This window comes from Aeromonas sp. TS_SC_11, from assembly GCF_057318915.1.
This window is the reverse complement of sequence record NZ_CM170470.1, coordinates 282,396-298,453: the sequence shown is the minus strand read 5'-3', so window position 1 is coordinate 298,453 and position 16,058 is coordinate 282,396. Positions and strand designations below refer to the sequence as shown.

At 60.4% G+C, this 16,058-nt stretch carries 17 protein-coding genes; 12 read left to right on the top strand and 5 right to left on the bottom strand.

Annotation, left to right across the window (positions count from 1 at the left end; translation table 11 throughout):
* The first annotated feature begins 17 nt into the window (after window positions 1–17).
* Together AC1P02_RS01335 and AC1P02_RS01330 are read left to right on the top strand one after the other, a co-directional pair.
* Window positions 18–878, top strand: coding sequence for a DMT family transporter (locus AC1P02_RS01335; protein WP_485183700.1), 861 nt, complete (start codon window positions 18–20; stop codon window positions 876–878).
* Between the two features lie 133 nt (window positions 879–1,011).
* The gene (locus AC1P02_RS01330) at window positions 1,012–1,848 is read left to right on the top strand and encodes an EamA family transporter (protein ID WP_485183698.1); all 837 of its coding nucleotides are present in this window, start codon (window positions 1,012–1,014) and stop codon (window positions 1,846–1,848) included.
* Window positions 1,849–1,893: 45 nt separating this feature from the next.
* Here the strand turns inward: AC1P02_RS01330 and AC1P02_RS01325 are convergent, their stop codons facing one another.
* Window positions 1,894–2,742 carry an alanyl-tRNA editing protein gene (locus AC1P02_RS01325; protein WP_485183696.1) on the bottom strand — a complete coding sequence of 283 codons (849 nt, stop codon included), beginning with the start codon at window positions 2,740–2,742 and terminating at the stop codon, window positions 1,894–1,896.
* A gap of 107 nt (window positions 2,743–2,849) precedes the next feature.
* Complete coding sequence (locus AC1P02_RS01320) at window positions 2,850–4,073, bottom strand: Nramp family divalent metal transporter (RefSeq protein WP_306642240.1); 1,224 nt, start codon at window positions 4,071–4,073, stop codon at window positions 2,850–2,852.
* A 237-nt stretch (window positions 4,074–4,310) separates the two neighbouring features.
* Here AC1P02_RS01320 and rpsF point away from each other — a divergent pair, with 237 nt between their 5' ends.
* The 4 genes from rpsF (at window position 4,311) to AC1P02_RS01300 (ending at window position 6,301) form a co-directional block, all read left to right on the top strand.
* Complete coding sequence (rpsF, locus tag AC1P02_RS01315; protein ID WP_005313395.1) at window positions 4,311–4,700, top strand: 30S ribosomal protein S6; 390 nt, start codon at window positions 4,311–4,313, stop codon at window positions 4,698–4,700.
* Window positions 4,701–4,730: 30 nt separating this feature from the next.
* On the top strand, window positions 4,731–4,961 hold the full coding sequence (gene rpsR, locus AC1P02_RS01310; RefSeq protein WP_005313392.1) for a 30S ribosomal protein S18: 231 nt from the start codon (window positions 4,731–4,733) through the stop codon (window positions 4,959–4,961).
* Window positions 4,962–5,010: 49 nt separating this feature from the next.
* Window positions 5,011–5,457 carry a 50S ribosomal protein L9 gene (gene rplI / locus AC1P02_RS01305; RefSeq protein ID WP_005313386.1) on the top strand — a complete coding sequence of 149 codons (447 nt, stop codon included), beginning with the start codon at window positions 5,011–5,013 and terminating at the stop codon, window positions 5,455–5,457.
* Between the two features lie 100 nt (window positions 5,458–5,557).
* Complete coding sequence (locus tag AC1P02_RS01300; RefSeq protein WP_485183688.1) at window positions 5,558–6,301, top strand: ferredoxin--NADP reductase; 744 nt, start codon at window positions 5,558–5,560, stop codon at window positions 6,299–6,301.
* A 51-nt stretch (window positions 6,302–6,352) separates the two neighbouring features.
* Here the strand turns inward: AC1P02_RS01300 and AC1P02_RS01295 are convergent, their stop codons facing one another.
* Both AC1P02_RS01295 and AC1P02_RS01290 read right to left on the bottom strand, forming a co-directional pair.
* Complete coding sequence (locus tag AC1P02_RS01295; protein ID WP_485183686.1) at window positions 6,353–6,721, bottom strand: hypothetical protein; 369 nt, start codon at window positions 6,719–6,721, stop codon at window positions 6,353–6,355.
* Window positions 6,722–6,740: 19 nt separating this feature from the next.
* Window positions 6,741–7,034 carry a hypothetical protein gene (locus AC1P02_RS01290; protein WP_170946627.1) on the bottom strand — a complete coding sequence of 98 codons (294 nt, stop codon included), beginning with the start codon at window positions 7,032–7,034 and terminating at the stop codon, window positions 6,741–6,743.
* A gap of 258 nt (window positions 7,035–7,292) precedes the next feature.
* On the opposite strand from AC1P02_RS01290, the gene AC1P02_RS01285 reads away from it, so the two are divergent.
* The gene (locus AC1P02_RS01285) at window positions 7,293–8,291 is read left to right on the top strand and encodes a hypothetical protein (RefSeq protein ID WP_005313372.1); all 999 of its coding nucleotides are present in this window, start codon (window positions 7,293–7,295) and stop codon (window positions 8,289–8,291) included.
* Window positions 8,292–8,343: 52 nt separating this feature from the next.
* On the opposite strand, the gene AC1P02_RS01280 is transcribed toward AC1P02_RS01285, so the two are convergent.
* Entirely contained in the window at window positions 8,344–8,511 is a 168-nt protein-coding gene (locus tag AC1P02_RS01280) for a hypothetical protein (protein WP_162265158.1), read from the bottom strand.
* Window positions 8,512–8,555: 44 nt separating this feature from the next.
* On the opposite strand from AC1P02_RS01280, the gene AC1P02_RS01275 reads away from it, so the two are divergent.
* The 5 genes from AC1P02_RS01275 to AC1P02_RS01255 all read left to right on the top strand — a co-directional run bounded on the left by AC1P02_RS01275 (window position 8,556) and on the right by AC1P02_RS01255 (window position 16,054).
* Window positions 8,556–9,554, top strand: coding sequence for an NADP-dependent oxidoreductase (locus AC1P02_RS01275; protein ID WP_131731682.1), 999 nt, complete (start codon window positions 8,556–8,558; stop codon window positions 9,552–9,554).
* 68 nt (window positions 9,555–9,622) lie between these two features.
* A complete protein-coding gene (locus AC1P02_RS01270; protein WP_021138609.1) occupies window positions 9,623–10,060 on the top strand; it encodes a YqaA family protein in 438 nt (145 codons plus the stop codon).
* A gap of 26 nt (window positions 10,061–10,086) precedes the next feature.
* Window positions 10,087–12,900, top strand: coding sequence for a M16 family metallopeptidase (locus AC1P02_RS01265; protein ID WP_485183681.1), 2,814 nt, complete (start codon window positions 10,087–10,089; stop codon window positions 12,898–12,900).
* Between the two features lie 59 nt (window positions 12,901–12,959).
* Window positions 12,960–14,558 carry a glutamate--cysteine ligase gene (gene gshA / locus AC1P02_RS01260; RefSeq protein WP_485183679.1) on the top strand — a complete coding sequence of 533 codons (1,599 nt, stop codon included), beginning with the start codon at window positions 12,960–12,962 and terminating at the stop codon, window positions 14,556–14,558.
* A gap of 281 nt (window positions 14,559–14,839) precedes the next feature.
* Window positions 14,840–16,054, top strand: coding sequence for an aldose 1-epimerase family protein (locus AC1P02_RS01255; protein ID WP_021138612.1), 1,215 nt, complete (start codon window positions 14,840–14,842; stop codon window positions 16,052–16,054).
* Window positions 16,055–16,058: the final 4 nt, after the last annotated feature.

Below are 16,058 nucleotides of genomic sequence, written 5' to 3'. Positions count from 1 at the left end.
TCGAGTGGCTGTCGCTGATGGAGTTGTTGCGCAAGCGGTTCGCTCTGGACCTGCAAACCTTCGCCATCATCACTCTGGTACTGGGCAATCTGGCCCAGGCCTTCTCCGATGTGCTGGTCAAGCTGATCGGCCCCGGTTTCAGCCCCTTCCAATACATGTTCCTGCGCCAGCTGCTGACCCTGCTGGTGTTGCTGCCCTTCATGCTGCGGGTGCCGAGGGTGGCCTGGGGACTGGGTGCCTGGAAATGGCACCTGCTGCGTGGTCACCTTTGCCTGCTCGGTGGTGGCGGCATGATGCTGGCGCTGACCCAGCTGCCGCTGGCCACGGCCAACGCCATCTTCTATGTCTCACCCTTGCTGACATTGCCGCTGGCTGCCTGGCTGCTCAAGGAGAAGATCAACTCCCGGGTCTGGTTGCTGGGGGGCATGGGGCTGCTTGGCGTCGTGTTCGTGCTCAAGCCGGGAGATTTCCATCTGGCGGGGCTGGGCGCGCTGGTGACCGCCTTCACTCTGGCGCTGTTCAATGTCACCGGCCGCAAGCTGCCTGCGGGGATCTCTGTGGTGGCGACCCTGTTCTGGGCAAACTTGCTGGCGCTGCCATTGACGGCTGGGTTGGCGGTGAATCAATGGCAGCCGGTGGACTGGCATCTGCTGGCACTGATCGGCGGCAGCGGCGTGATGCAACTGCTCTATCATGCCAGCTGCATCTACGCCTATCGGCAGGTGGAGGCCAACCGTATTGCTGCAACCGAATACTCAGGCCTGATGTTCGTGGTACTGATGGGGATCTGGCTGTTTGGCGAGATCCCGGCCTGGAACCTCTGGGTCGGGGTGAGTTTCATCTTGCTGGCCATCCATTGGCAGCGGCGTTTGCGCTAGCCCAGTCAACTTGACTCCATATGATAAACCGGCGGATGGCCGGTTTGTCATATGGGCAGCTTATGAAGCCTGTCTCGGTTGCCGCACAGGAAATCGGTTAGGCTTGGCGGCTTGTGATTATCGGAACCCTGTCATGACGCCAACCATCTTTGCGGCCATCTTGCTGGCCGCGCTCCTGCACGCCCTCTGGAATGCGCTGGCCAAACGCCAGGCCGAGGGGCGTGTCAGCGTGTTTCTTGTCTCCCTCTGTTCCGGGTTGTTTGCCGCCCCTTTCTTGCCGCTGGTCGGGCTGCCTGTGCCTGCCGAATACCCCTGGCTGGCGCTCTCCATCCTGCTGCATTGTGGCTATTGTCTGTTTCTCGGTCGGGCTTATCGGCTGGGGGAATTCGGCCAGATCTACCCGCTGGCGCGTGGCAGTGCGCCCTTGGTGACGTTGCTGTTCGGGGCTTTGTTATTGGGGGAAGTGCCGGGAGTGCTGGCGGTGGCGGGCGCTCTGGTGCTGGTGAGCGGTGTGCTGCTGATGGCCTGGCGCGGCGGCATCAAACTGGCGTCTGGGGCCCTGAGCGCCGTGCTGATCACGGCGCTGTTTACCGCAGCCTATACCCTCTCGGACGGGGCTGGTGCCCGCTCGGCCGGTGAGCCGGTGCGTTACACCCTCTGGCTGTTTGCCCTGACTGCGCTGATGATGCCACTGCTGATGCGCTGGCAGAGTCGCACCGCCTGGCGTGCGCTTGATCTTGCGGCGTGGCGTACCGGTGCGCTCGGCGGCGCTTTGTCACTGCTTGCCTACGGCATCGTCATCTGGGCCATGACCCAGGCGCCCATCGGGCTGGTGGCGGCGCTGCGCGAGAGCAGCGTGCTGTTTGCCGTGCTGCTCTCCTGGTGCTGGCTGGGGGAGAAACTGGGGCGGGTACGACTGTGCGCCGCCTTGGTGATCCTCTGCGGTATCTTGTTGATCCGTCTTGCCTGATCCCTGGCTGCATCAGACCGGGCGCTGCCCGGCCTGATGTTTGACTCAAGGGGTGACCAGAGTCGTCAGGGTAAAGCCCTCTTCGCAGGGGGCGAGCTGCACCCGCACCTGGCCCAGTTCGGCCAGTGTGGCCACATGGGTGCCGCCGCAGGGAATGGTCACCTCTTTACCTTCAAGCATGCAGTGCCAGTAGCGCGAGTCTATGATGGCCTCGCCAGCCCGGCTGCGGCGGATCTCGCCATTGGCCGCCAGCCAGTCTGCCAGCTGCTGGTTTACGCTGGTTTCTATCTGCGCCAGTTCCACCAACAAAGCGTCATTATTGACCCCCTTCTTGCGCAGACTCTTGCCGATACGGTACTGCTCCCGGGAGCCCATGGGCTCGACTCGCGAGGTCTGAATGGCGAGGCGGTCAAAGTCGGGCTGATCGAGTGCATCGCGCTCGCTCACCTCTTTGCGCCAGTAGGGGGTCAGCATCCGATTGAGGGCCAGCGCCGCCAGATGGCAGCCGCTGTGACCCAGACTTAAGGAGTGGCGGGCAGCGGCATCCACCTTCAGTTCAACCCGGGAGCCCACGGCCAGAGTGTGATGGCCTGCCAGGGGGTGCACGACCACGAAGGCCCACCCTTCGGCGCCCCGCTTGACCGGTATATCCTTGTCCACGAACAGTTCGCCCTCCGGGCTGATGGCGCCCATCCGGCAGGGGCCTACACTGGCGTCACCGCCATCCCAGTAAACCGTGCCCACATCCCCCGGTTGATCGGGCCATAGGTGGCTTTGCGGATGAAAGGGGGTGAGATCGGTGACCAGCAGGCTGGTGTCGCCGCTCTGGCAGAAGACCACGCTGGCCGGTTCATGATGATGGCCCAGCACGAAGCTGGCTCGGGTATGTTCCATGGATGGCTCCCGCTAATCGCTGATGAAAAGAGAGCAGCATACGCCAAAGCGCAGGCCGGCTCATTAACCTGGGTTAATGAGCCGGCCTGAGCAACGGGTCGTGAGCGCTAGATCATGGCGACCAGCAGGTAGGCGTTGAGGCCGATCACCAGTGCGACGATAAGGCGACCGACAGCCTGAGTCACCGGATGGTTGCGATACTCTCCCATCAGCACCCGATCGCCGGTCAGGATCAGCAGCGGAATGAGTGCCAGCGCTATACCAAAACTGAGCACCACCTGGCTCAGCACCAGGATCTCAGTTGTATTGAGCCCCATGGCGATCACCACGAAGGCGGGAGCCATTGTGATGGCACGGCGTAGCCAGAGCGGTATGGTGAAACGCACGAAACCCTGCATCACTACTTGTCCTGCCAGGGTCCCGACCACTGTGGAGGAGATACCCGAGGCCACCAGGGACAGGCCGAACAGGGTGGCGGCGGCCTGCCCGAGCAAGGGAGTGAGAGTCTGGTAGGCAGATTCGAGTTCGGCCACCTGCTGGTTGCCAGAACTGTGAAAGGCGGCGGCCGCCATCGCCATCATGGCCAGGTTGACGAAGCCGGCTATGGTCATGGCAATGGCTACGTCTACCCGTGTGGTGTGAAGCCGCTGAGGCACTGTGCCCTGATCCTGGGTGTGCTGGGTCAGCGCCGAGTGCAGGTAGATGACATGGGGCATCACGGTGGCACCGAGCACCCCGGCCGCCAGATAGACCGCCTCGCTGTTGGGCAGGCCGGGGAAGAGAGCCCCTTCCAGCAGGCTCGGCAGGTGGGGGCGGGAGAACACCAGCTCGACGATATAGGCCGCCGCCACGAACAGCAGCAGGCCGCCAACCACGAACTCAAGTGGCTTCTGGCCGCGGCTCTGCAGCATGAGAATGCCCCAGGTCACCACGGCCGTGATGCCGGCGCCTTCCAGCAGGGTGACGCCGAGCAGCAGCTTGAAGCCGACCGCTGCGCCGATGAATTCGGCCAGATCGGTCGCCATGGCGATGATCTCCGCCTGTACCCAGTAGGCCCAGACCGCGGGTTTGGGCAGCCTGTCGCGTATGTGTTCCGCCAGGTTCTTGCCGGTAACGATGCCGAGCTTGGCGGAGAGGGTCTGCACCAGCATGGCCATCAGATTGGCCCACACCACCACCCACAACAGCTGATAACCGAAGGTGGAGCCAGCCTGGATATTGGTGGCGAAGTTGCCCGGATCGATATAGCCGATGGCGGCGATAAAGGCGGGCCCGAGCAGGGTAAGCTTGAATTTGCGGGCCGGAATGGCCGTGGTCAGCGCGGGTTGCATGGAAACACCCTCCATAAGATTATGGAGATAGAATAGATCTAAATGATAATTGTTATCAATTGATGTTTTGTATCATACCCATAGATAAAAACATCTGCGGTGGCCAGTTGCAGTGAGGGATGTGATTTCGTACAATATGCCGCCCTAGAAAGCAGCGTCTAAACACACCATACGTTCCTTGCCTCCGAGGTCTGGCTGCACCTGGGCGGAGGCTGAATTAATCCGTAAGGAGCTAAAATGCGTCATTACGAAATCGTCTTCATGGTTCATCCGGACCAGAGCGAGCAAGTACCCGGTATGATCGAGCGTTACACCGGTGCTATCACCACCGCGGGTGGTACTATCCATCGCATGGAAGATTGGGGCCGTCGTCAACTGGCTTACCCGATCGACAAGCTGCACAAAGCTCACTACGTTCTGATGAACGTGGAAGCAGAGCAAGCCGTTATCGATGAACTGGAAACCAACTTCCGTTTCAACGATGCCGTTATCCGCAACATGATCATGCGCACCAAGCACGCCGTGACTGAAGTTTCTCCGATGGCCAAGGCCAAGGAAGAGCGCTTCGTCCGTCGTGACGACGAGCGCCGCGAAGATACTGTTGAAGCAGCGTCTTCCGAAGAGTAATTCTGGATCACTGAATAGAGGATAAAGGCCATGGCACGTTATTTCCGTCGTCGTAAGTTCTGCCGCTTCACTGCCGAGAACGTTACCGAGATCGACTACAAAGATATCGTTACTCTGAAAAACTACGTCACTGAATCTGGCAAGATCGTACCGAGCCGTATCACCGGTACTCGCGCCAAGTATCAGCGTCAGCTGGCACGCGCCATCAAGCGTGCTCGTTACCTGGCTCTGCTGCCGTACACCGATCTGCACAACAAGTAAGAATCGGCCCGGCACTTAAGCCTAACTCAACTTCCATAGAGGAAAGGTAATGCAAGTTATCCTGCTCGACAAAATCGCCAAACTGGGCGGTCTGGGTGATCAAGTCGCTGTTAAAGCTGGCTACGCCCGTAACTATCTGATCCCGCAAGGCAAAGCCGTTATGGCTACCAAGGCCAACATCGAGACTTTCGATGCTCGCCGTGCTGAACTGGAAGCCAAACTGGCTGCCGGTAAAGCTGCCGCTGAAGAGCGCGCTGCCAAGCTGGGTGAACTGGCTGCTGTTGTTATCGCCTCCAAAGCTGGCGACGAAGGCAAGCTGTTCGGTTCCATCGGTACCCGTGACGTGGCTGATGCCATCACTGCTGCCGGCGTTGCTGTTGCCAAGAGCGAGGTCCGGATGGGCAACGTTCTGCGTAACACCGGCGAGTACGAAGTTGTTGTTCAGCTGCACGCTGACGTCAAAGCAACCGTACAAGTTCAGGTTGTTGCCCTGTAATAGCGATTCGCTGTTGCAAAAAAACCCGCGCATTTGCGCGGGTTTTTTATTTTGGGATCAAAGGGTAGAGTGAAGCTCTGTTCCTCTTGAGGAGATCCCTATGGCAGCCTGGGTCGAAGGTCGGGTCATCGAGCGCATCGAATGGACCCCCACCCTGTTTTCCCTGCGCGTGGCGGCAGAGCTTGCCCCCTACAAGGCAGGACAATTTACCAAACTGGCCCTCGCGCAGGGTGAGCGCCGCATCCAGCGAGCCTATTCCTTCGTCAATCCCCCCTCAGCCCCTTATCACGAATTCTATCTGGTCGAGATCCCGGACGGTGAGCTGACGCCATCTCTTGGCTCTCTGCAAGAGGGCGACACCCTGCTGGTGCAGTCTCAGGCCACCGGCTTTCTGGTCCTTGACGAGGTGCCGTCCGGTCGTGATCTCTGGTTGCTCTCCACCGGCACTGCCATAGGCCCCTTCCTCTCCATGCTGGCGGATGGCGAGGCCTTCGACCGCTTCGAGAACCTGGTGCTGGTGCATGGGGTGAGAAGAGGAGAAGAGCTTAGCTACCAGGGGCTGATCGCCAGCTTTGCCGAGCAGCACGGGGCGCGCTTTCATTATGTCCCCTTCGTCAGTCGCGAAGGGTGGCCAGGGGTAATGGCTGGCAGGATCCCGGCGGCCATCGCCGACGGGCGACTGCAAGCGCGAGTCGGGCTCGCATTTTCACCCGAGCAGAGCCAGGTGCTTATTTGTGGCAATCCGGCCATGGTGAAGGAGACCCAGCAGACCTTGCTGGAACTCGGGCTGGCCAAGAACCTGCGGCGAGCCCCCGGCAACATCAGTGCGGAGAATTACTGGTAACGACATAAGCACCGGGGCCAGAAGCCCCTGCTGTATTGAGGAAAGGGGTGGTCAGTTTTTCTTGCCGTTGCCGTTGCCGTTGCCGTTGCCGTTGCTCTTGTCCTTGTGTTTGTCGTGACCTTGTCCCGGGTTGTTGCCGCTGTGGATGCTGCGGTTGTAGTGATCCCGGTACTTGCCATCCATCTTGTCGCAGTTGAGTTTGATGCGGCCATCGCCAATATCGATATCCAGGCAGTGGTTCTGCCACCAGTCGTACTCTTTGTCATCCCAGTCGAGATCGATCTTGATGTCATTGCCGGAGATGTTGATGCCGTCGGCTCCTTTGGAGGGGGGGGCAGCAAAAGCGGTGCCCTGCACTACGAGCAGGGAGAGCAGCAGTGCGCTGCGGTTAATCGTGGGGTAGCGCTTGAATGGATTCATGGCAAGAATACTCCCGTTGTTACTGGTCACTCTGCTGGTTGACTTGGATCTCGTTGGTGCTAGGGGGCTGGTTGCGGTTTTCCTGATCGTCCAGATTGAGCCTTGCCTTGTTGCAATCGGCAGGAAGAGCGCCCCCGGTTTCAAGATCAAGGCAATCGGTTTGCGACCAGTTGAACTGCTTGTCGTCCCAGTCCAGATTGAATGTCAGCTCCTCAACGGAGAAGGTTGAGCCGCTATTTTCCTGGCGTTGTTGCGCAGCGGGGGCACCGCTCACCAGTAGTAGGGACAGCAGCATAGTGGTCGTTTTGTTCATGATGGCCTCGAGTAGTGACGATAGCGGATCAGTGTAGTCCTGCCGGGCTGAACCTGGGCGGAACCGCATATAACCACATAACGGGATTCAGTCAGGGGAGCGATTGTAGCGCGTCCCTGCTGCCGATTTGTTCGATTTGGTCGCACTCTGGGCAGCTGGTTCTCTATCTGAAGGATTTCAAGAGTTTGCCCTTCTCTCTGCGAGTCCGGCGACTATAATCGGCAGCCAACTTTTCCTGCACGGCATCCCCTCTTCACCATGACTACACAGGCTTCTGCCGTACTGCGCTACCCCAAGGGGTGGTTCGCACTGACCACGGTGTACAGTTTTACCGGGTTGGCCATTCTGGCCTCCATTGTCTTCTCCCTGCTGCTGTTTCTCTCCATCGATGACAACCCGTTGATGAAGTGGCTGTTCGGCGGCCTGGCCATCATCTTCGAACTTGGCAAGTTTTATGTCTGGTACGAATATGGCGAGTGCAAGGCGCGGCGGGATCTCGGCGGTGCCTTCTGGTCGCTGTTGTTCTACAGCGTGCTGGCGGCCATCTCCATCGGCGGCAGCATAGGCGGCATCAACAGTGCAACCAACACTGTGCTGAGTCAGCAGGCTCGACACGAGCGGGAGCTGGCTCGTTTCGACGAGCAGATCGCCAGCATAGAGCGCCAGATCCAGCTCAACGAGGAGGCGGCGCGCAAGTACATAGAGATGGCGCGGATCTCCAGCGGCGTCAGTGGCTTGCAGCAGGCCAACACCAAGCTCAGGTTGCAGCAGGATGAGTTGCGCCAGGAGCGTGACGCCAAGCCGGTCAACGAGCAATCCTCCATGCTGGGGCTGATGAGCAGCCTGGCGGACGGGGTGGGCATGAGCCTCAGCCAGGTACAGTTTCTGCTGGTTTGCTTCCTCTCCGTGCTGCTGGATGTGTTCGGTGCCTTCTTCGTCAGCCTGATTGGCGAGGAGAACCGCTTTCGCCGCATGTGGCATTGGCAGCAGGCACGAGAGCAGGCTGCCGCGCGGCAGGCCGAATTGGCGGCCACAGTGCCCATGGTGGCGAGCAAGCCGGAACCCGAGCCGGCTGTGGTGGCCCAGGTGCGCTCCGTGCTGGAGAGCGGCGAGCTCAAGTGCAGCAAGCGCTCGGTGGCGCAGGCCCTTTCGCTGTCGCTGGAGGAGGTGGACAGGGTATTCCAGCATCTGCTGGCGGAGGGGGTGCTGGGACAGGGCAGCAACCGCCACTACCATCTCAGCTCGCAAGCCGGTTGAAATCAGGGCCACCTCGGGGTGGCCCTTCTTTTGCGATGTGAGCGGCGCCTGGCTAGTGAGTCAGTACCATCATCAGGCTGAGGAAAGCGGCCAGTCCGCCACCTATGCCGATGATCCAGTAAAACCCCTTGGCCCCCTGTTTGAGCGGGATGCGGAAGTAGAGCAGCAAGGCCCACCACCCCAGAGCCAGCAACAGAGGAATAAGAAACATTCGAGCCATGGTGTCCTCGCTGTTATTCTGTTGACCCTTGATCAATCAACAGGATGGATTGTGCAATGACGCAGCTACAGATTACCGCATTCGGCGACCCCTCGGTACTCAAGCTCAACCCTTCCCTCGATAAGGTGCCTGCAGAAGGGGAGGTCCGGGTGCGCATCTGCTTTGCGGGCGTCAATCCCATCGATGCCAAGACCCGGGCCGGCCTTGGCTGGGCGGCGGCCGAGAACAAGGACAAGTTGCCCTGGACACCCGGCTATGATGTGGCGGGCGTGATAGAGAAAGTCGGCCCTGGCGTCACGTCACTGGTAGAGGGTGATCTAGTGTGCGGCATGGTGGGTTTTCCGCTGGCGGGGGGCGCCTATGCCGAATCCGTCGTGGCGAGTGAGGGGGAGCTGATCAAGCTCGATGGCGTGCCCCTGGGACAAGGGGCTGCCTTGCCGCTGGCGGGCCTCACCGCCTGGCAAGGGTTGTTTGAGCACGGTGGTCTCAAGCCGGGACAGCGAGTGCTGATCCTGGCCGGTGCGGGCGGCGTGGGCCATCTGGCAGTACAGTTTGCTGCTGCCGATGGTGCCGAGGTGGTGGCAACGGCCAGCCGCGACAATCACAGTTTCCTCCATAGTCTGGGGGCCAGTCAGATGGTGGATTATCACGACCCTGACTGGGTTTCCCAGATCGTGGACCACACCGGTCAGGTTGATCTGGTGCTGGATCTGATGGGGGGCGAGAGCGGCAAGGCGGCGCTGGCCTGCGTTAAGCCCGGTGGCAAACTGGTGACTGTGCCCACCATCACGGCCCAGCAGATCAAGGAGGCGGCGGCGGGATCTGGCGTTGAGGTGCTTGGCATGCTGGTGCACCCCGACAGCGAGCAACTGGCCAAGATACTGATCCTGCTGCGTCAGGGGCAGGTACAGGTGACCGTCTCTGCCGAGTTTGCACTGGCAGACGGCGGGCTGGCCCATCAGGCCATCGAGGAGGGCCACGTTCGTGGCAAGCTGCTGCTGCGTATGCCTGCGGCCGAGCACAACCTCATAGGAAGGTCATGATGGCGGCCGTGCCTGATGGCCGACTGGGCCACCCAGCGTCGCCAGTTTGCTGCGTATGGTGATCCCCCATGAATGACCTGATGGAGATGGGGCTGGGCTGGCTGTTTTTGAGCGCCTTCACCTCCGCCACCCTGCTGCCTGGCAGCTCGGAGGTATTGCTGGGGGCCATGGCCGCCAAGGGGCAGTGGAGCATGACCAGCCTGCTGCTGTGGGCTACCCTGGGCAATACCCTCGGCTCCATGACCACCTGGTGGCTTGGCTGGCTCGCCACCTTCAAGAAAAAACCGGAAGATTTTCAAGGCCGTGGGGAACAAAAAGCCCTCGGCTGGCTCAAACAACATGGTCATTGGTGTCTGCTGCTGGCCTGGACACCCGTGGTCGGCGATGGTCTCTGTCTGCTGGCCGGTTGGCTGCGCCTCTCCTTCTGGCGCTCTCTCATCCTGATCGGGCTCGGCAAATTGTTGCGTTATGCCCTGATTTTTCTGCTGGCCAGTCACATTTTCTAGCCCTTTTCTTCACTCACGAGGTAACCGTGAACAAACTCATTCCATTCAGCATTCTTCTGGGCTTCACCCTGCCGGCGCTCGCGGCACCTACCCTGGTATCGGAGCAGGTCAAGGAAGAGGGCAAGCTCGGTATTCCTTATCAGATGTACAAGCTGGACAACGGTCTGACCGTGATCCTGGCGCCCGACAAGTCCGATCCCCTGGTACACCTGGATGTGACCTATCACGTAGGCTCGGCCCGTGAACAGGTGGGCAAATCCGGCTTCGCCCATTTCTTCGAACACATGATGTTCCAGGGCTCGAAGCACGTCGGTGATCAGGAGCATATGCGGATCATCAACGAGGCCGGTGGCGACATGAACGGCACCACCAACAAGGACAGAACCAACTATTTCGAGACTGTGCCGGCCAATCAGCTGGAAAAGGTGCTCTGGCTTGAGGCGGATCGCATGGGCTTCCTGCTCGATGCGGTCAGCCAGAAGAAGTTCGAGATCCAGCGCGCCACCGTCAAGAACGAGCGGGCCCAGCGCATCGACAACCAACCCTATGGTCTGGTGAGCGAGAAAGTGGGGGAGGCGCTCTATCCGCGCACCCATCCCTACTCCTGGCAGCCCATCGGTTATGTGGAGGATCTGGACCGGGTCGGGGTGGATGACCTCAAGCAGTTCTTCCTGCGCTGGTACGGCCCCAACAATGCCACCCTGACCCTGGGTGGCGACTTCGATACCAAGCAGGCGCTGGCCTGGATTGAGCAATACTTTGGCTCCATCCCCCGTGGCCCTGACGTGGCAGAGCCGACCCCGGCCCCCGTGACCCTGCCAGAGACCCGCTACGTGACGCTGGAAGACAAGGTTCACCTGCCGCTGCTCTATATCAGCTATCCGACCGTGTCGCTCGGTGATCCGCAGGAGCCGGCGCTGGACATGTTTGCCGACGTGCTCGGTGGCTCCGCCAGCTCCATGCTCTATCAGTCGCTGGTGAAAACCGGCAAGGCCATCGACGTGGGCGCGTCCCACTACTGCGAGGAGCTGGCCTGTACCCTGACCGTCTATGCCTATCCGAACCCTACGGTAGATGGCAGCCTCAAGACCCTCAAGGGGGAAGTGGACAAGGTGATCGGCGAGTTTGCCGGTCGCGGGCTCAAACCGGAGGACCTGGAAAAGGCCATCAGCAGCTACCGTGCCTCCGCCATCTGGGGTCTGGACAGCGTCTCCGGCAAGGTGAGCCAGCTCGCCATGGGCCAGGTGTTTGCCCAGGACCCCAACTATGTGTTCAAGAGCCTGGATGCCATCGGCAAGGTGACACCTGAGCAGGTCAAGGCGGCCTACGACAAGTTCATCCTGGGCAAGCCGGCGGTAGTGCTGAGCGTCGTGCCCAAGGGCAAGACGGATTGGCAGGTGGCCAAGCCGAACTTCACCCCTGCCAAGCGGGTGTTGCCGGATTACAGCCAGCACGATGAACCGCTGGCGCTGCGTCCGGTCAAGGACAACTTCGATCGCAGCGTGCAGCCCAAGGCGAGCGAGGCGGTCAGCGTCAAGGTACCTGCCATCTGGCACGGTAAGCTCGACAAGAACATCGAGATCATAGGTACCCAGAGTGACGAGATCCCGGCCGTCTCCATCATGATCGCCCTGCCGGGTGGCATGCGTGCCGAGGGCAAGGGAGAACTTGGGCTCGCCAGCCTCACCGCCAGCATGCTGGGTCAGGGCTCGGTGCGCCTGACCGAGGCTCAGCTCAGCGACGAGCTGCAAAAGCTCGGTTCCAGCGTCAGCGTCTCCAGTGCCCAGTACAGCAATCTGGTCACCATCAGCAGCCTGACGGACAAGCTGCCCCAGACCCTGGGTCTGGTACGCGAGGTATTCGAACGCCCGGGCATGCGGGAGGCGGACTTCGAGCGGGTCAAGGCGCAGATGCTGCAAGGCATGAAGCAGAGCCAGCAGCAGCCCGAGTGGCTGGCAGGACAGGCTTTCCGTGAGCTGGTCTATGGCAAGGGGAACCGCCTCGGTCAACCGGGCGACGGTGTGCTGGCCGATGTCGAGAAGCTGACCCTGGCGGATGTGAAGCGCTTCTATCAGAACTACTACAACCCGACCAACGCCAAGGTGGTGGTGGTGGGTGACGTAGCCCAGCAGCAGGTGGAGGAGCAACTTGGTTTTCTGACCCAGTGGAAGGGGGTAGCGCCCACCCTTGGCAGCCTCAAGCCTGAGGGCGAGCAGGCCAAGCCGGGTATCTATCTGGTGGACAAGCCCGGGGCTCCCCAGTCGGTGATCCGCATTGGCCGTCGCGCCATGCCGTTTGATACCACGGGGGATTACTTCACCGCAGGGCTGATGAACTTCAACCTGGGTGGCAACTTCAACAGCCGTATCAACCTCAATCTGCGGGAAGACAAGGGCTATACCTATGGCGCCAGCTCGGGCTTCTCCGCCAATCGCGAGGTGGGTACCTTCGCCACCGGCGCCAATGTGCGGGCCGATGCGACCGTGGATGCCATCCGTCAGTTCCTCAAGGAGATGGACAACTATCGCAAGAGCGGCCCGACGCCGGTGGAGCTGGCCTATATGCGCAGTGCCGTCTCCCAGCAGGATGCCCTCTCCTACGAAACTCTCGGCCAGAAGGCCGGTTTCCTGCTGCAGATGATCATGTATGACCTGAAGCCGGACTATGTGCAGGCCCAGAACCAGCTGATCAAAACGGTGTCACCAGAGGTGCTCAAAGCCAGTGCCGCCCGTTGGCTCGATCCGGCTGACATGGTGATTGTGGTGGTGGGTGACAAGCAAAAGCTTGAAAAACCCCTGAAGGAGCTTCATCTTCCCATCTATCCGTTGCAGCTGCCCTGAGGGCGCTTCATAAAAATAGTGTCGCCCCCCTGAGGGGCGGCCACACATGAGCCGTGAATATGACTACGACTAGCTTGTCACTCACCGAGTTGTTGACCGCCCTGGGTTCGCCTGATCGGCTGACGGCCCTCAAGGGGATCCGGCGCGGGATCGAACGTGAATGTCTGCGCATTACCCCGCAAGGGACTCTCTCCCAGACGGATCACCCCAGGAGTCTGGGCTCTGCCCTGACCCACGCCAACATCACTACCGACTACTCCGAGAGCCTGCTGGAGTTCATCACACCGGCGACCGACTCCATCGACAGCCTGATGGATCAGTTGGGCGACATTCATCGTCACGCCATCCACCATCTCGGTGATGAGCGGATCTGGCCGCTTTCCATGCCCTGCTTCGTCGGCGACGAGGAGAGCATACGGCTGGCCCAGTACGGCAGCTCCAACATAGGGCGGATGAAGACCCTCTACCGGCAGGGGCTGAAGAATCGTTACGGCAGCCTGATGCAGGTGATTGCCGGGGTGCACTTCAACTTCTCCATGCCGGACAGCTTCTGGTGCGAGTGGCAGGATCTGGTGGGCGAGGGCTGCTGCAGCCAGCGCTTCATCTCCGACAAGTACATGGGGCTTATTCGCAACGTCTACCGCTTCGGCTGGCTGGTGCCCTATCTGTTTGGCGCCTCGCCGGCCATCTGTGACTCTTTCCTCAAGGGGCGCAAGAGCAGCCTGCCGTTCCAGAAAACCGGCAAGGGCACCCTCTATCTGCCTTACGCCACAGCGCTGCGGTTATCCGATCTCGGCTACACCAACAGCGCTCAGGCAGGCTTGAAGATAAGCCACGACAGCCTGCCCGACTATGTGAGCAGCCTGCGTCGTGCCATCAACACCCATGATCCCGACTTCGCCAAGATTGGGGTCAAGGTAAACGGCGAGTATCGTCAGCTTAACGACAATGTGTTGCAGCTGGAGAACGAGCTGTATGCCCCGATCCGGCCCAAGCGCACGCCGCGCAGCGGCGAGAAGCCCTCAGATGCGCTCGAGCAGCGTGGCATCGAATATATCGAGCTGCGCACCGTGGACGTGAATCCCTTCACGCCATTTGGTATCGATGCGGATCAGATCCGCTTCTTCGACCTCTTCCTGGTCTGGTGTCTGCTGCGCCCGTCTCCCGTGCTGGGGGACGAGGAGATTGCCCGCAATCGCCGCAACCAGAACAAGGTGGTGCTGGAAGGGCGTCGCCCCGGCCTGGAACTGGAAGACGAGCAGGGCAACGCCATCGGCCTCAAGGAGTACGGCCTCCAGCTGTTTGACGAGCTGGCCCAGGTGGCCGATCTGCTGGATCGCTGCTGTGGCCGCAATCGCTACCGCGAGACCCTTGCGATGCACAGGGAGAAGCTGCTCAACCCGGATCTGACCTACTCTGCCCGTCTGCTCAAGCAGTTGCTGGAGAGCGGCCAGGACAACGGCTGCTTCGGCGACGAGCTGGCGAGCCGCTACCGGGAAGAGATGCTGGCCGGTGAGCTGCAGTACTGGGATCAAGCCTATTTCGCCGCCGAGGCGCGGGAATCCCTGGCCAAGCAGCGGGAACGTGAACGCAGCGACAGCCTGTCGTTTGATGACTTCCTGGCCGACTACTTCGGTATCCGTCAGACCACGACCTGATCCCTCTGCTTCTCTGTTTGCAAGCCGCTCCCGGGAGCGGCTTTTTATTGCGCAGTTTGTCATTCCAGCCAGCACGCCAACGCGTCCAAAAAGTACCCGAAAATAAGTGTGAGTCAGCCTTCACTTCAGCAGGGCGGGTGGTGCTTTTATTGTCAATCGGCTCACATTTCGCCCTTTTGCAGCTTGAGTCTTGTGGGATGGGGGCCTAACGTCTCGGTAACTGAAACGATTCAGCTTTCGCAAAAACCATTCACAAAAGCAAGAGACACGAGGATAAACCCATGTTGAAGAAACTCTCCATTGCCGTTCTGCTCGCCCTGGGCGCGAGCTCTGGCCAGGCCGCCGAATTCCTGTTGACCGACTCCCAGCAGGGGCTGGATGTGGGGGACTGGAAGATAAGCAGCGACAAGCTGGGTATCAAGAGTCCCGTCCCTTTCTCCATCGAGAAGAAGCGGCTGCACGGCGGACGGCAGGAGGGGGTGGATCTGCTGATCGTCGACAACGGCGTAATGAAAATTACCCTGGTGCCGACCCGAGGCATGGGGATCAAGGAGGTCAAGGGGGCCGATCTGCGCCTCGGCTGGGATTCTCCCGTCAAGGAAGTGGTCAACCCGGCCTTCATCGATCTGGAGAGCCGCGCCGGTCTCGGTTGGCTCGATGGTTTCAACGAGATGCTGGTGCGCTGCGGTTACGAGTGGACAGGCCACCCCGGGGTGGACGATGACGGCCGACTCAAGAGCCTGCATGGTCGGGTGCAGAACATACCGGCATCCGTGGTCAGCGTGACCATAGATGAGGAGCCGCCCTATGCCATTCATGTGCTGGGTAGGGTGGATGAGCGCACCTTCAAGATGAGCGAGCTGGTTACCTGGACCCAGCTGAGCGTAGTGCCCGGTCAGGCGGAATTTTCCCTGCAGGACAAGCTGACCAACCACGCGGATTATGAGAACGAGTACCAGATCATCTACCACAGCAATTTCGGGGCGCCGATCCTGGAAGAGGGGGCGCAAGTCAGCACGCCGGTGAAGCAGATCTCCCCGTTCAACGACTACGCCAAGGCGGGCCTGAAGAGCTGGCAAACCTATCTGGGGCCGACCAAGGGCTTCGACGAGATGGTATTCAACCTGGTGCCCTACAGCGACGCCGATGGCAACACTCTGGCTGTGCTCAACAACCGGCAGGGCAGCGCCGGTGTGGCGGTGGCCTACAACACCCACCAGTTGCCCGTGCTGACCCTGTGGAAGAACACCGACACCCGGGCCCAGGGGTATGTGACGGGTATCGAGCCTGGTACCAGCTATGCCTACAGCACCAAGTACCAGCGTCCGCTGGGGCTGGTGCCCAAGATCCAGCCAGGCGAGACCAAGACCTTCGATCTGACCTATCGTCTGCTGCGCAATGGGGATGAGGTGAAGCAGGCGCTGGCAGAGGTCGACAAGATCCAGGGGGGCCGTCCCACCGAGATGCGCGAGCTGCCACTGGTCAAACTGCCCTGATCAC

What these genes read in the sequence shown, in the direction of transcription:
- rpsF (WP_005313395.1), top strand. Translation starts at nt 4,311, where the DNA reads ATGCGTCATTACGAAATCGTCTTCATGGTTCATCCGGACCAGAGCGAG.
- rplI (WP_005313386.1), top strand. Translation starts at nt 5,011, where the DNA reads ATGCAAGTTATCCTGCTCGACAAAATCGCCAAACTGGGCGGTCTGGGT.
- AC1P02_RS01290 (WP_170946627.1), bottom strand. Translation starts at nt 7,034, where the DNA reads ATGAACAAAACGACCACTATGCTGCTGTCCCTACTACTGGTGAGCGGT.
- AC1P02_RS01270 (WP_021138609.1), top strand. Translation starts at nt 9,623, where the DNA reads ATGAATGACCTGATGGAGATGGGGCTGGGCTGGCTGTTTTTGAGCGCC.
- AC1P02_RS01280 (WP_162265158.1), bottom strand. Translation starts at nt 8,511, where the DNA reads ATGGCTCGAATGTTTCTTATTCCTCTGTTGCTGGCTCTGGGGTGGTGG.
- AC1P02_RS01325 (WP_485183696.1), bottom strand. Translation starts at nt 2,742, where the DNA reads ATGGAACATACCCGAGCCAGCTTCGTGCTGGGCCATCATCATGAACCG.
- AC1P02_RS01330 (WP_485183698.1), top strand. Translation starts at nt 1,012, where the DNA reads ATGACGCCAACCATCTTTGCGGCCATCTTGCTGGCCGCGCTCCTGCAC.
- AC1P02_RS01295 (WP_485183686.1), bottom strand. Translation starts at nt 6,721, where the DNA reads ATGAATCCATTCAAGCGCTACCCCACGATTAACCGCAGCGCACTGCTG.
- AC1P02_RS01275 (WP_131731682.1), top strand. Translation starts at nt 8,556, where the DNA reads ATGGATTGTGCAATGACGCAGCTACAGATTACCGCATTCGGCGACCCC.
- AC1P02_RS01255 (WP_021138612.1), top strand. Translation starts at nt 14,840, where the DNA reads ATGTTGAAGAAACTCTCCATTGCCGTTCTGCTCGCCCTGGGCGCGAGC.
- gshA (WP_485183679.1), top strand. Translation starts at nt 12,960, where the DNA reads ATGACTACGACTAGCTTGTCACTCACCGAGTTGTTGACCGCCCTGGGT.
- AC1P02_RS01285 (WP_005313372.1), top strand. Translation starts at nt 7,293, where the DNA reads ATGACTACACAGGCTTCTGCCGTACTGCGCTACCCCAAGGGGTGGTTC.
- AC1P02_RS01335 (WP_485183700.1), top strand. Translation starts at nt 18, where the DNA reads ATGGAGTTGTTGCGCAAGCGGTTCGCTCTGGACCTGCAAACCTTCGCC.
- AC1P02_RS01320 (WP_306642240.1), bottom strand. Translation starts at nt 4,073, where the DNA reads ATGCAACCCGCGCTGACCACGGCCATTCCGGCCCGCAAATTCAAGCTT.
- rpsR (WP_005313392.1), top strand. Translation starts at nt 4,731, where the DNA reads ATGGCACGTTATTTCCGTCGTCGTAAGTTCTGCCGCTTCACTGCCGAG.
- AC1P02_RS01300 (WP_485183688.1), top strand. Translation starts at nt 5,558, where the DNA reads ATGGCAGCCTGGGTCGAAGGTCGGGTCATCGAGCGCATCGAATGGACC.